The 15,151-nt window shown below is 32.8% G+C and carries 12 protein-coding genes; 10 read left to right on the plus strand and 2 right to left on the minus strand.

From position 1 onward, the window contains the following. Positions 1–29: 29 nt before the first annotated feature. The 3 genes from FLV_RS14150 (at position 30) to FLV_RS14160 (ending at position 3,673) form a co-directional block, all read left to right on the plus strand. Positions 30–959 carry a type IX secretion system membrane protein PorP/SprF gene (locus tag FLV_RS14150; RefSeq protein ID WP_243234750.1) on the plus strand — a complete coding sequence of 310 codons (930 nt, stop codon included), beginning with the start codon at positions 30–32 and terminating at the stop codon, positions 957–959. A gap of 10 nt (positions 960–969) precedes the next feature. Then, on the plus strand, positions 970–3,099 hold the full coding sequence (locus FLV_RS14155; protein ID WP_243234751.1) for an OmpA family protein: 2,130 nt from the start codon (positions 970–972) through the stop codon (positions 3,097–3,099). A gap of 94 nt (positions 3,100–3,193) precedes the next feature. After that, positions 3,194–3,673: a hypothetical protein gene (locus FLV_RS14160; protein WP_243234752.1), complete on the plus strand. Its 480-nt coding sequence runs from the start codon at positions 3,194–3,196 to the stop codon at positions 3,671–3,673. An 86-nt stretch (positions 3,674–3,759) separates the two neighbouring features. Here FLV_RS14160 and FLV_RS14165 read toward each other — a convergent pair whose 3' ends face one another. Then, positions 3,760–4,140 carry a DUF1573 domain-containing protein gene (locus FLV_RS14165; RefSeq protein WP_110348558.1) on the minus strand — a complete coding sequence of 127 codons (381 nt, stop codon included), beginning with the start codon at positions 4,138–4,140 and terminating at the stop codon, positions 3,760–3,762. A gap of 284 nt (positions 4,141–4,424) precedes the next feature. On the opposite strand from FLV_RS14165, the gene FLV_RS14170 reads away from it, so the two are divergent. From FLV_RS14170 to FLV_RS14180, 3 genes are all read left to right on the plus strand, one after another. Further along, positions 4,425–7,058: a valine--tRNA ligase gene (locus FLV_RS14170; protein ID WP_243234753.1), complete on the plus strand. Its 2,634-nt coding sequence runs from the start codon at positions 4,425–4,427 to the stop codon at positions 7,056–7,058. A gap of 152 nt (positions 7,059–7,210) precedes the next feature. Continuing rightward, complete coding sequence (locus FLV_RS14175) at positions 7,211–9,064, plus strand: AAA family ATPase (RefSeq protein ID WP_243234754.1); 1,854 nt, start codon at positions 7,211–7,213, stop codon at positions 9,062–9,064. Then, a complete protein-coding gene (locus FLV_RS14180; protein WP_243234755.1) occupies positions 9,061–9,657 on the plus strand; it encodes a retron system putative HNH endonuclease in 597 nt (198 codons plus the stop codon). The genes FLV_RS14175 and FLV_RS14180 overlap by 4 nt, the downstream gene beginning before the upstream one ends. A gap of 98 nt (positions 9,658–9,755) precedes the next feature. Here the strand turns inward: FLV_RS14180 and FLV_RS14185 are convergent, their stop codons facing one another. After that, entirely contained in the window at positions 9,756–10,433 is a 678-nt protein-coding gene (locus FLV_RS14185) for a DUF4294 domain-containing protein (RefSeq protein WP_243234756.1), read from the minus strand. A gap of 82 nt (positions 10,434–10,515) precedes the next feature. Between FLV_RS14185 and FLV_RS14190 the strand changes: the two genes are divergently transcribed. The 4 genes from FLV_RS14190 to FLV_RS14205 all read left to right on the plus strand — a co-directional run bounded on the left by FLV_RS14190 (position 10,516) and on the right by FLV_RS14205 (position 15,143). Beyond that, complete coding sequence (locus FLV_RS14190; RefSeq protein ID WP_243234757.1) at positions 10,516–11,604, plus strand: M42 family metallopeptidase; 1,089 nt, start codon at positions 10,516–10,518, stop codon at positions 11,602–11,604. Positions 11,605–11,668: 64 nt separating this feature from the next. Further along, the gene (locus FLV_RS14195; RefSeq protein WP_243234758.1) at positions 11,669–12,349 is read left to right on the plus strand and encodes a response regulator transcription factor; all 681 of its coding nucleotides are present in this window, start codon (positions 11,669–11,671) and stop codon (positions 12,347–12,349) included. After that, positions 12,346–13,704 carry a sensor histidine kinase gene (locus tag FLV_RS14200; protein WP_243234759.1) on the plus strand — a complete coding sequence of 453 codons (1,359 nt, stop codon included), beginning with the start codon at positions 12,346–12,348 and terminating at the stop codon, positions 13,702–13,704. The genes FLV_RS14195 and FLV_RS14200 overlap by 4 nt, the downstream gene beginning before the upstream one ends. Positions 13,705–13,895: 191 nt before the next feature. After that, positions 13,896–15,143, plus strand: coding sequence for a TolC family protein (locus FLV_RS14205; RefSeq protein ID WP_243234760.1), 1,248 nt, complete (start codon positions 13,896–13,898; stop codon positions 15,141–15,143). Positions 15,144–15,151 lie beyond the last annotated feature (8 nt).

Consider the following 15,151-nt stretch of genomic DNA (forward strand, 5'->3'; position numbering starts at 1 on the left):
CCTTCATTTACATTTTTAATACATCTCAAATGAAAAAAATAATACTTTTTATAAGTTTCCTTTTTTATATTACATCAGCATCAGCACAACAAGATCCCGAATACACTCATTATATGTACAATATGAGCGTGGTAAATCCGGCTTATGCTACTGGTACAGCGGCAATGTTAAATTTAGGAGGTTTGTACAGAACACAATGGGTTGGGGCAGTAGGAGCACCAAAAACATTTACTTTTTTTGGACATACAGCTTTAAGTGAAAAGATAGAGGTTGGCGCTTCATTAATATCAGACGATATTGGTGATGGTGCTAAAAAGGAAAACAATTTCTATGCAGATTTTGCCTACGTATTGCAGTTAGGAGGAAAAAACAAACTTTCTTTAGGAGTAAAAGCAGGGTTTACTTCTTTACAAACCAATTTTAACGGATTCCGTTTTACCGATACTGCAACAGATTTGGCTTTCGCCGAAAACATTAACGTGACTAAACCCAATATTGGAGCAGGGGCCTATTATTTTACTGATAAATATTATGTTGGATTATCAGTCCCAAATTTATTAAGTTCAAAACACATCGAAGAAAGATCAGGAATTAACGCTTTTGGTTCTGAAAACATACATACTTTTTTAACCGCAGGGTATGTTTTTCAGATAAACGATGCATTTAAATTAAAACCGGCATTTATGTCCAGATTTGTACCCGGAGCACCGGTTTCTGTTGATATTACAGTCAATGTTTTATATAATGAAAAATTTGAATTGGGAGCTGCTTATAGAATTAATGACGCCGTAAGTGCCTTGATGAATATCAATGTTACGCCGTCTCTTAGAATAGGATATGCTTATGATTACACCACTTCAAATTTAGGACAGTTTAATTCCGGAACCCACGAAATTATGCTGCTTTTTGATTTAGATTTATTAGGAAAAGGATACGATAAATCACCAAGATTCTTTTAAAATGAAAAATATGAAAAAACTATTCGTTATTATATTCGTATTTTCTATACAGTTTATAAACGCCCAAGATCAGGATTTGGTAAGAGCCAAACGTTTTTTTGACAGAACATATTACGCTGAAGCCATTACTTTATATGAGAAATTAGTATACGAAAAACCATCTCAGGAGGTTATTAAAAACCTGGCAGATTCTTATTATTACACAAATGATTTAATAAAAGCCCAGCGTTATTACCGATCCCTGATTAAAAATTATGATAAAGATTTAGATCGAAATTATTATTTTAAATACGCTCAAACCTTAAAAGCTACTGGTAATCTTGAAGAAGCAAATGAAGTTTTAAAAACCTATTTCTCAAAATCTGAAAATAGTGAAGATTTAAGCAATTTTGAAAAAGACATTAAAACGTTAGGAAATGTTTCTGCAATTGGAAATCGTTTCGAAATTAAAAACTTAGCTATAAATACACCAAATTCCGAGTTTGGAGCAGTAAAACACAATGACAGTCTGGTTTTTGCAGGTGTAAAATTAAAACCGGGATTATTTGATAAAAAGTATAAATGGGATAATGCAACCTACCTGAACTTGGTAGCAATACCAATTAAGAATATTAATTCCCCAGATCAGATTACGCATTATTTTTCGAATGAATTAAAAACCGGAATGCATGAGTCGAATGCTGTTTTTACAAAAGATGGCAAAACGATTTATTTTACACGCAATAATTCTAAAAACGGAAGTAAAAGAAAAAACGAGGAGAAAATCTCAAATCTTCAGATTTTTAAAGCCGAATTGGTTAATGGAAAATGGACCAATATCGTTTCGCTTCCTTTTAACAGTGATAATTATTCGGTAGAGCATCCTGCATTAAGTGCTGATGAAAAAGTATTGTATTTTGCTTCTGATATGCCGGGAACATTAGGGTCTTTTGATATTTATTCAGTAAATATCAATCTGGGGGCTTTTGATATTCCTAAAAACTTAGGGTCAGTTATCAATACAGATAAAAGAGAACAGTTTCCGTTTGTTTCAAAAGACAATAAGCTTTATTTTTCATCTGATGGACATTTAGGATATGGGTCACTCGATATTTTTGTTTCCGAAATTAAAGGAAAAGAATACGAAAAACCCGTAAATGTTGGGATGCCTGTTAATTCAAATTTAGATGATTTTTCGTTTTATTTTGATTCGGATACTAAAGAAGGTTATTTTGCTTCAAACAGAAAAGGCGGGAAAGGCAGCGACGATATTTATCAGTTAAAAGAAATTAAGGATCTGGTTGTGGAAGACTGCAAACAATTTATTGCCGGAATCATAACAGACGCTGATACAAAATTAGCTTTAGAAAATGCCATTGTAGAACTTCAGGATTCAAATAAAACACAATTGAATGTAGTTACAACAACTGCCGACGGAAAATTTAGCTTTACTGTACCTTGTGAAACTTCTTTTACTGTATTGGCTTCTAAGGAAAATTATACAAGCAACTTAAAATCGTTAACTTCAGGGAAGACCAGAAATGCAAATAATGATGCTTCGATGACATTAAAATCTTTAGAAATTGTCAAACAGGAAGAAAAACAGATTGCAGAGAACAAAAGAAAACAGGAACTTATTATAGAAGAAGAAAATAAGAAAAAAGAAGCTCTGGCTGTAATCGTTTTAAAAGAAGCTGACAAAAAAGCCAAAGCTGATAAAATTGCAGCGGCCGAAGTAAAGAAAAAAGAAAAAGTTAATCAGATTTTAGCTCAGGAAAAAGATGTTGTAAGAGATAAAGACAGGCTTATCATTAAAACTGACCCTATTTATTTTGACTATAACATGTGGTACATCCGAAAAGAATCAAAAGTGGTTTTAGGAAGAGTGGTAGAGTTAATGAAGAAATACCCCGAAATGGCAATCGAAATTGGTTCACACACCGATTCGAGAGGAAATGCTAAATTCAATGAAGATTTATCGCAAAAAAGAGCAGCCTCTACCAGAGAATTTATCATACAATCCGGTATTGATGCTAAAAGAGTTACAGCCAAAGGCTATGGAGAATCTGTTCCAATTATAAAATGTAAAACAGATGAAGCCTGTTCAGAAGAAGAACACGAATTGAACCGAAGATCTGAATTTGTAATTAAAAATTTATAAGTTTTTAATTAATAATTTTAACTAAGAAACCTTTTCATTGGCTTCTTTTTTATTATTTTTATGCATATAACCATGAAATTAAAAATATTCAATTATGAAAAAGTTAGTTTTATCCTGCCTGATTTTGTCTTTAATCGGACTGCAAAGTTGTAAAAACAGTGAAAACCAGAAAGAAACTGAAGCTTCAAATGCCGAAGTTGAAAAAATTGTAAGTACTCAATGTTATAAAGCAATTTATGAGGATGATACTATTGATTTAAAACTGAATACTTTGAAAAGCGGAAAAATAAGCGGAAATATGGCGATGAAAGTTTCCGGTGCCGCAGAAAGAATCGGTGAAATAAAAGGAGAGTTTCATGGAGATACCTTATTTGCAGATTATACTTTTATAGAAGGAGCAAACAAAAAAACGTTTAAGAATCCAATGGCGTTTTTGAAAAAAGACAAACAGCTTATTTTAGGAAACGGAACAATGCAGACTACAATGGGCGTAACATACCTGGTAAAAGACAAACCAATAGATTTTGAACGTGTAAAATATAAATTTGACACTATTGATTGCGTTGACAAATAAATTAAAGTGACTAATTAAGAAACTTTACATAAAAAAACCGTTTCAAACTAATGAAACGGTTTTACTATTTTTCGTTGAAATTATTTTTATAAAACTTCACCTTTAATTTTAAGAGCTACTCTTCCGTCAGGGTAATTTACAGCATTGGTTTCAACGGTAATCGTTTTACGGATTGGTCCTGCAGTCATGTTGTATTTTACGTCAATTTTCCCTTTTTTGCCAGGTAAAATAGCTGCGCTTGGTTTTGTAACGACTATCGTGCTTAGTGTTGATTGGGCAGAAATTATCGTTAAGGGAGCATCACCTGTATTTGTAAATTCAAAAGATCTGACAGCATTGTCACTTTTTGAAATTTTTCCGTAATCAATAGTGTTGTCCTGAGCTGAAAATTCAATTTTAGGACCGTTTTGAGAATAACCCGCTACGCTAAACAGTACGATTACAATAAATTTAATAACATTTTTCATTTTGAAATTGTTTTTAAGATAGGAGTAAATATACTTTCTTTTAATTAATACACAAATTATTAATTCGTTTTTTATAGTGTACTTAATTATTTACTTTTGCTGTCAGTTATAAGTACAAAAATTAAACCAATTTTTTGTTTAACTGTTTAATCGACATTTCATCTATCATTTTAGATTGAATTCTAAATAATGTCATTAGTGCAGTTAAATATCTAAAAAGTAATTTTTGAATAAATAAACATTGATTAAAACAATTAACAAATTCAACGATTAAACCTATTTAAATGACAATTCCAGCACAATTTGACGCTAAGACGATTGAGAACAAATGGTATGAGTATTGGATGAAAAACAATTATTTTCATTCAGAGCCGGATCATAGAACACCGTACACTATTGTAATCCCGCCGCCAAATGTCACTGGAGTCCTTCACATGGGGCACATGTTGAATAATACGATTCAGGATGTTTTAATTCGCAGAGCACGTCTTAAAGGGTTCAACGCTTGCTGGGTTCCGGGAACGGATCACGCCTCTATTGCTACTGAAGCAAAAGTGGTAGCAAAATTAAAAGCAGAAGGAATCAATAAAAACGATTTAACCCGTGAAGAATTCCTAAAACATGCTTGGGAATGGACGGATAAATATGGCGGAACGATCTTAGAGCAGCTTAAGAAATTAGGCGCTTCATGCGATTGGGAACGTACTAAATTTACAATGGACCCTGATATGTCTGCTTCTGTAATTAAATCGTTTGTTGATTTATATAACAAAGGATTAATTTACAGAGGATACCGAATGGTAAACTGGGATCCGGAAGCGAAAACAACTCTTTCTGACGAAGAAGTTATTTATGAAGAACAACAAGGAAAATTATTTTTCTTAAAATATAAAATCGAAGGTTCAGAAGATTTTCTGACCATTGCTACAACACGTCCGGAAACTATTTTTGGAGATACTGCCATCTGTATCAATCCGAACGATGAGCGTTTTACACATTTAAAAGGTAAAAAAGCGATCGTTCCAATTTGCGGAAGAGTAATCCCGATTATCGAAGACGAATATGTAGATGTAGAATTCGGAACAGGATGTTTGAAAGTAACGCCTGCGCACGATATGAACGATAAAACTTTGGGTGAAAAACACAATCTTGAAATTGTTGATATTTTTAATGAAGATGCGACTTTAAACAGCTTCGGATTACATTATCAGGGGAAAGATCGTTTTGTAGTTCGTACTGAAATTGCAAAAGAACTGGAAGAAATTGGAGCTTTGGCGAAGACCGAAATCCATTTGAATAAAGTGGGAACTTCAGAAAGAACCAAAGCGGTAATCGAACCAAGATTATCGGATCAATGGTTTTTGAAAATGGAAGATTTGGTAAAACCGGCAATTCAATCAGTTTTGGTTGATGGTGATATTAAATTGCATCCAAAACGTTTTGAAAACACTTATGCACATTGGTTAAACAACATTCGCGATTGGAATATTTCACGTCAGTTATGGTGGGGACAACAAATTCCGGCCTATTATTACGGAGACGGAAAAGAAGATTTTGTTGTTGCTAATGATAAACATGAAGCTGCAGCAATATTGGAGGAAACCAAAGGAATTATTATTACTGATTTTGACGAATTACGTCAGGACTCTGACGCCTTAGATACCTGGTTCTCATCATGGTTATGGCCAATGTCAGTTTTTGGAGGTATAATGGATCCTGAAAGCACTGATTTTAAATATTATTACCCAACAAATGATTTAGTAACAGGTCCGGATATTTTATTTTTCTGGGTTGCGAGAATGATTATTGCAGGTTACGAATATGCAGGAGAAAAACCATTTACAAATGTTTATTTGACAGGTTTGGTTCGTGATAAACAACGTCGTAAAATGTCTAAATCATTAGGAAATTCTCCTGATCCTTTAGATTTAATTGATGCTTTTGGTGCCGATGGAGTTCGTGTAGGATTGCTTTTAAGTGCTTCTGCAGGAAACGATATTATGTTTGATGAAGAATTGTGTAATCAGGGAAAAGGGTTTTCAAACAAAATCTGGAATGCTTTTAAACTGATTAAAGGTTGGGAAGTTTCAGAAACTATTCCACAGCCGGAATCTTCAAAAGTTGCCATCGAATGGTATGAAGCGAAATTACAGCAGACTTTAGTTGATATTGAAGATAATTTTGAGAAATACAGAATTTCAGATGCATTAATGGCAATCTATAAACTAGTTTGGGATGATTTCTGTTCCTGGTTCTTAGAAATGATCAAACCGGCGTACCAACAGCCAATTGACAGCGTAACTTTTGCGAAAGCAATCGAAATGTTAGAAAGTAACTTGAAATTGTTACATCCTTTCATGCCTTTCTTAACGGAGGAAATCTGGCAGTTAATTGCAGAAAGAACACCGGAAGAAGCTTTAATCGTTTCAATCTGGCCGGAATTAAAACCATTTGATGCAAAATTAATTGCCGATTTTGAAAATTCTATTGAAGTAATTTCAGGAATCAGAACGATCAGAAAAGATAAAAACATTCCTTTTAAAGATGCAATCGAATTAAAAGGAATCAACAGCGAAAATGTTTCAACTTATTTTGATTCCATCATCACGAAATTAGGAAACGTTTCTGCTTTCGAATATGTTTCTGAAAAAGTAGATGGCGCATTGTCCTTCCGTGTAAAATCAAATGAATATTTCATTCCGATTACAGGAAATATCGATGTTGAAGCTGAAATTAAAAAGTTGACAGAAGAGTTGAATTATACCAAAGGATTCCTGAAATCTGTTGAAGCAAAACTTTCTAACGAGAAATTCGTTAACGGAGCTCCGGAAAAAGTTTTAAATATAGAAAAACAAAAACAAGCAGATGCTTTGGCAAAAATTGCTACAATAGAGCAGAGTCTCGCTGGTTTGAAGTAAAAATCAAATTTAGTTTTTAAATACTAAACCCGACAGATTTTAAAATCTGTCGGGTTTTATACTTATTAGTCCAGTTTGAAGTTTTTAATAAGCATTGTTTATTTACTTAAAAAATATGTAATTTAGAGAAATCTTTAAGAGAGAAATCAAAAATGAAAATAAAAAGCATACATATACAAAATTTTCGTAGTGCAAAGGATTTAAAAATTGACTTTGATGATAGCTTGAACGTTTTGGTTGGAGTTAATGGTGCAGGAAAGACTACAATACTAGAGACTTTAACATTATGTATGTCTTGGTTAATTAAAAGAATTCAGAGACAAAATTCTTCTGGGTTAATGATTTCTGATACGGATATTCGTTATGAATCTTCATTTGCAAGTGTTAGAATTGTCTGTACTGAAAATAATCACGATTCTTCTTGGGAATTAATAAAATTTGCAAATGGTAAAATCATTGATAAAAAATCAGATTTAGTAGAAGTTTCTAACCTTGCATTATATTTTCAAATGATGTTAGAAGTTGAAAATAGATTGCCAGTAATTTGTTATTATCCAGTTACAAGAGTTGTAGATAAAATTACTCCAGAAGTAAAATTTGATGATGCTTTTTCTACATTAGATGCTTATGATAAAGCCTTAGATGGAAAGCAAAACTTTAGTGCTTTCTTCGAATGGTTTAGGCAGCAAGATGATATTGTAAATGAAAAGGCCACAAGCAGAAGTAAATGGGTTTTACAAAATAAAATTTCAATAAAGAGAAGAGTTGATAAAATATTGAAACTATTAAAGCCTTCAATTTCAGATGAAAACTTTATTGTAGAAGAATTTGATTATTTGAAAAGAAGAGTTAGTAAAGATGATTTTATTTATGAAGAACCTCGTTTTCTTTTTCATGAAATATCTAGATTAATGGATTATAAATATCCTAAATCCAGATCAAGACGTATTTTTCATGATTTAGAATATATGTTCCATAAAATAGAGCTTCAAAATAGAGAAGAAAAATATGATTCAAGATATTATGAATTAGCTTATATAGATACATTTCATCGAATATTAGAGAATTTTTACTCAGATAATGAAAAGATAGGAATTAAAGAGGATTTTTTCTCTGCCTTTATTGAAGTATTTGTTTTTGCAAATGAATTTAGTCTATGGTGGCTAAGCGATATATCACGAAGAAAAATTGAAAGTTTATTACGTACGACCCTTATTGAAATTGATAATAGTAAATTTAAAAAAGAACAAGAATTTTATTCAGAAATAAAACAATTGGAAAATTCTATTTTTAGAATTATTGATGATGAAATTAAAAAGAAGAAAAATCTAAAAGGAAATGACGGAAGAGAGATGTTGTTTGTAAAAAAGGCAATCGAAAAATTTCTTCCCAATTACACTAATTTAAGAGTTCGAAGAAGTCCTAGGCCTCATATGCTTATTGATAAAGGAAACCTTGAATTTAATCTTAATCAGTTATCTGATGGAGAAAAGAATTTAATTACACTTATAGGAGATATTGCTCGTCGATTATCAATAGCAAATCCAGAAAGTGATAATCCGCTTGAAGGAAACGGTATTATTATGATTGATGAAGTTGACTTACATTTACATCCAAAATGGCAGCAACTAATGATTCCTCAATTGGAGAAAATATTTCCTAATTGTCAGTTTATAGTTTCAACACACTCACCTCAGGTTTTAAATAATGTTCAACCAGATAACATTATATTATTAGAGAATAATAATAATGTTTTGAAGCACTCTTTTGCTATCGAATCTTATGGAAAGAATTCAGATAGGATTTTAGAAGATTTATTAGGTGTGGATGCTCGCCCAACAAATATTAAAAATGAAATAGAAGAACTTTATAGATTTATTGAATTAGGAGAAATAGATAGCGCCAAGAATTTATATAAAGATTTATCTAATAAAATAATTGGAGGAGATCCAGAACTTACAAAGGCAAATGTTTTGATTAAGCGTAAAGAGGTAACTGGTAAATGAAATATATAATAAAGCAAGCAGAACCAGAGTCTTTTATTGTTTGGAAAAATAAAGAAAATGATGATTGGAAACCAACTTATGCAAATCTTGATAGACAAGAACGAATAGATTTATTTAAGTCTTTAAAAGAAGAGCAAGGTTACATTTGTTGTTATTGTGAAAGAGAATTAAATGAAGGAGATTGTCACATTGAACATTTTAGACCAAAAGATAAAACAAAATTTCCAAAACTAGAATTAGTATATAATAATTTACTTTGTTCATGTCAGGTTAATACCGAAAAAGGCGAGCCTTTACATTGTGGAAATAGTAAAGGGAATTGGTTTGATGAAAATCTATTAATATCTCCTTTAGATTCTACTTGTGAAGGTAAATTTAAATATACTTTTGATGGTCAAATACTTCCTTTTAATGAGGATGACGATGCGGCGAAAATAACAATTGAGAAGTTACAGTTAAATATAGATAAATTAAAAGATTTAAGAAAAAGTGTTATTGATGCTTTATTTGAAGACGAAGATATTGGTTGGTATTTAGAACTAAAAGATGGTAGATTTAATGAATTTCACACAACAATTAAATATCTTTTTTAGTAATTGCTATTAATAAGGACGTTACTGACGCTGTTTAAAATATAAAACCCCGACAGAGTTTTTTAAATCTGTCGGGGTTTTATATTTTTTTGAAATACTTATTTCTTATTAAGCTCTTCGGCCTTTTGTTCCCAATGTGTTTCAAGCTTACTATAGTCAATTGGATCTGAAGAGGGTTGATTAGCTAATCTGCCCGATTCAAATGCCCGGACGAGAATGGTTTCAATCAGATAATCCTCGTTGACTTCAAAAGGCTTATATTCTCTTTTTAAACTGATGTCAAACATATTGGCGGTTGCATTGGAGACAAAAGCCTTAAAGCCGCTTTTTAAGGTTTTAACCAATTCGTATGTTGTTATTCCGGTCTGTCGATGAATGAGTTTTACCAAAATCTGACCTTGTTTTCGTGAAAGCTTTTTTAGTCGGGCTTCGAACTCATTGTTAAGGTAATCTTCAACGATTTTAAAATATTTTTTCTTTTCCCGACTGGTTTTCAAACGAGCCATTCCCTTGTTTAAGGCTGTTAGCCGGTCAGCAGCCAGTTTTGCATAAGGATAAACTTTATAAACCCTGTTTTGAAGAATCAGAAATTGTTTTTTCGCTTCAGGATCCAGCTTTTCTTTTGAAATAAGAATTTCAGGCAGTTCAATAGTGTCTCCTAAAATCGAATCATTTTCTGTAAGTGTGTAACCCATTTCATTTTCTTTTGGCGTAATTTGTGCTTTTGCAGCAAAAGAAATTAAAAGAAAACATAAAATACAAGTTGTAAATCTCATCGAATATATATTTAAGTGTAAAATTATACATTATATACACAACTGTAATACCAAATTTATAAATTAGCAAAAAAATATTTTCATGAGTACAAAATCTATCTTAAATGATACCTCAATCGCTTTTTTAGAAAGCTACCTAAATAACGCTTCACCGACTGGTTACGAAAGCGAAGGACAAAAAATCTGGATGAATTATCTGGAACCTTATGTAGACACTTTTATTACTGATACTTACGGGACAGCTGTTGGTGTTATCAATCCGGATGCTCCATTCAAAGTGGTAATTGAAGGGCATGCTGATGAGATTTCGTGGTATGTAAACTATATTACAGAAGACGGTCTGATATATGTAATTAGAAATGGAGGATCCGATCACCAGATTGCGCCTTCAAAAAGAGTAAATATTCATACCAAAAAAGGAATTGTAAAAGGTGTTTTTGGATGGCCGGCGATTCACACGCGTTTGCGTGATAAGGAAGAAATTCCGAAGTTAAGCAATATCTTTATTGATTTAGGATGTGAAACCAAAGAACAGGTTGAAGCTCTTGGAGTTCATGTAGGCTGTGTGATTACCTATCCTGATGAATTTATGATTTTAAACGAAAATAAATTTGTCTGTCGTGCCATTGACAACAGAATGGGCGGTTTTATGATTGCTGAAGTAGCACGTTTGCTGAAAGAGAATAATAAAACGCTTCCTTTTGGTTTGTACATTGTGAATTCTGTTCAGGAAGAAATTGGTCTTCGTGGTGCCGAAATGATTTCGCAGCGCATCAAACCAAACGTTGCCATAGTTACCGATGTTTGCCATGATACTACAACACCAATGATTGATAAAAAAGTCGAAGGCGATCTTAAAATTGGCAAAGGTCCGGTGATAGCTTATGCTCCGGCAGTACAAAATAATTTACGAGATTTAATTGTAAACACAGCCGAAGAAAACAAAATTCCGTTTCAGCGTCATGCAACTTCCAGAGCTACAGGAACTGATACAGATGCTTTCGCTTACAGTAATGGAGGCGTAGCTTCTGCATTGATTTCACTGCCATTGCGTTATATGCACACAACCGTAGAAATGGTCCACAAAGAAGATGTTGAAAATGTGATTCAGCTGATTTATGAATCATTATTGAAAATTGAAAACAATGAAACTTTTTCTTATTTTAAATAAGAAATCATTTAAAACGTTAATTCGGTTGTTTTACGATAGCCGAATTAACTAATAAAAAACAAGCATGAAAATTTTACTGCTCGAAGACGATTTTACTTTATCCAAAGAAATAGCTGTGTTCTTTGCTTCAAAACATTTCGAGTGTGTTCCTTATTATGATGGTGCATTGCTGTTAAGGAAATATTTTCCGTATGATTATGATCTGATCATTCTCGACATCAATGTTCCGGGTATAAACGGAATTGAAGTTTGTAAAAAGATTCGGGAAGTCGATAAAAAAACGCCCATAATCATGCTGACTGCTTTTAGTGAAATCGAAGACAAACTGGCTTCTTTTGATAGTGGAGCCGATGATTATCTGGTAAAGCCTTTTCATTTTGAAGAATTATACGCCAGGATTTCTTCTCTTTTAAGACGAAAAGAAATTCCGCAGCAGGCAGAAGATAAAATTGTAATTCAGGATCTGGAAATTGCTGAATCCGAAATGAAAGTTTTTCGCGCAGACGAAGAAATCAAACTTACGCCTAAAGAATTCAAACTAATCCTGATTTTGGCTCAGGCCAAAGGAAAAGTGCTTTCAAAACAATTCATAGCCGAAAAACTGTGGGATTATCATATAGAAACCAATCAGAATACCATTGAAGTTTACATTAATTTTCTTCGAAAAAAAATCGACAAAGACCACGAAACAAAACTAATCCGGACTAAAATTGGCTACGGATATTATCTAAGCGATCAGGAATGACATTAAAAAACAGGATATCACTTTTAGTAAGTCTGCTCTTTACAATCCTTTTTGGGCTGGCTTCGACTGTGATTTTTGTTTTGTATTCTAATTTTAGAAAGGAAGAATTTCGGGATCGTTTAGAAATAAAAGCACTTTCGAATATTAAGCTTTTGGTAAATGTAAAAGAAATTGACGATCAGCTTTTAAAAATGATTGACCAGAATTCAATAAATAAATTATATGATGAAAAAACACTGGTTTTCGATTCCCATTTCAAACTCATCTACAGTAGTATTGACGATGCCAAAATTGACTGGTCTGTTAATGATTTGAAATACCTTAAAAAGCACAAAACGTTTTTTAAACAACAGGGAGATTACGAAGTTTACGGTGTTTTTTATGATACCAAAGACAAAGATTTTTATGCCTTAATATCAGCAACAGATGATTATGGCAAACGAAAATTACTTTTTTTACGATATACCTTAATTATATCTTATATCTTTTTTACCTGTATTTGTTGGGTTTTGACTTCTTTAATGGTGAAAAAAGCCATGAATCCGTTAAGTATTTTTCATCAAAAAATTAAAAATATAAATGAGAATAATCTCGATACCCGTGTTGAATCCAAAAGCAATAAAAACGAAATTGATCTGATTGCCAATGAGTTCAATTTTATGATGGACAGAATCGAGGTTTCGTATCAAAAACAAAAAGAATTTACGGCTCACGCTTCTCATGAACTCAGAACTCCTTTGTCGAGAATAACAGCGCAAATTGAAAATACAATTGCCGATTCGGGAACATCCGCTAAAGGAAAAACTTTTTTAAACACTATTTTATCAGATGTCAATCATTTGTCAGAACTGATTCATTCTTTACTGGTATTGTCAAAAATAGACACCAATGTGACCGGCAACGATGAAATTCACAGAATGGATGAAATTCTGTTTTCGTCGATAGAAAATTTAAATAAAACCTTTCCTGATTTTGTTATTCTTTTTGAAATAGAAGAAAGTGAGAATCTGGATACGGCTTTAGAAATCAAAGGAAATAAAAACCTTTTGGAAATTGCTATAAGTAATGTTCTAAAAAATGCCTGTGTTTATGCTGACAACAAACAGGCAAAAGTCAAAATTAGTACTCAGGAAAATCATTTGGTCATCTCGGTTTTAAATACCGGAAAAACGCTGAGTGAAAAGGAACAGAAAAATCTTTTCCAGCCTTTTATGCGTGGCGAAAATTCAAAAGGAACTTCCGGTTTCGGACTGGGGTTGCGTATTGTAAACCGGGTTTTAATACTTCATAATGCAAAAATCAGGTATAGCGTACCAGAAGAAAAGACCAATTTATTCGAATTGATTTTTCATTAGTAAACCTATTGTATTTAATTAAAAGAAGTGTCAGGCTGAGTCCATTCGGCTTCGCTCAGGATAAACTTAGTCGAAGCTCTTTCGGACTTAAAATTCATCAGTTTTCAATTTTTTTAAGCACTTTTTAAGGTCTTTCTTAAGGTGTCTTAAAGTCTTGCAATAGCATATTTGTATCAAATAAAAATGATACGATGAAAAAGTTATTTGCATTATTGCTGCTGATTGCCATGAATCAGATGGTTCTGGCTCAAAAAACAGTCACTTTAGAAGATTGTGAAAGTCAGTTTCTAAAAAACAACCTCTTTCTGCTGGCTTCACATTACAACGTCGATGCCTCAAAAGCGTTGACTATTCAGGCTCGCATTTGGGACAACCCAGTGATTTCCGCAGAACTGAACGCTTACAATCCGGATCGTGATAAATATTTTGATATCGGGAAACAAGGCCAGAAGGTATTTGGCATCGAACAGCTGATTTATCTGGGCGGAAAAAAACGTAATGAAGTAAAATTAGCGAAAACCAATGAACAGCTGGCAGAACTTCAATTCAATGATTTGCTCAGAACGCTGAAACTGCAATTACGTAAAAGTTTTTACACAGTTTATTACAATACAAAAAGTCTGGAAACCACAGACAAACAATTGGCTCATATTGAAGATTTAATCAATTCGTACTCCATTCAGGCGCAAAAAGGGAATATTCCTTTGAAAGATGTTGTGCGTCTGCAATCGCTTTATCTAAATTTTAAGAACGAGCGAATGGAAGTAGTAAATAACAATATAGAAGAACAGGCGAATTTGAAATTGCTTATGAATTCTACCGAAGAAATTGTTCCGAATGTTTCAAAAGACGAATTCAGCAAATACTTAAAAACGATTGATTTCGATTTAAAATCTTTTGAAAATGAAGCCATTGCTAATCGACCGGATTATCTGGCGAAACAAAAAGAAATCGATGCCAATGAACTGAACGTAAAATGGCAAAAATCGCTTTCGGTTCCGGATATCACTTTAGGAGCCAAATACGATCAGCGAAGCGGCGCTTTTAATAATGAAGCAAATGTTACCGTTGGAATTCCGTTGCCGCTTTGGAATCAAAATAAAGGAAATATCAAGTACGCCAAGACCATTCTGGAGCAATCAAAAATTGAAAAGCAGAATTTCGAATTACAGCTTCAGACCGAAATTACATCCGCCTGGAATAAATGGGAAGAATCCCGTAAAAACTATGTCGTGATAAAACCAACCGTGAATTCAGATTTTGAAGCCGTTTATAACGGAATCCTAACCAATTTTCAAAAGCGAAACATTAGCTTATTAGAATTTACAGATTTTATGGAAAGCTACAATCAGGCAAATATTCAGGTAAACGAGTTAAAGAAAAAACTGGCGCTGTCTGCAGAAGAATTAAACAGTACAATCAATAAAGACTTATTTTAAAACGAAAT

The organism is Flavobacterium pectinovorum (genome assembly GCF_022802975.1).
Lineage (GTDB): Bacteria > Bacteroidota > Bacteroidia > Flavobacteriales > Flavobacteriaceae > Flavobacterium > Flavobacterium pectinovorum_B.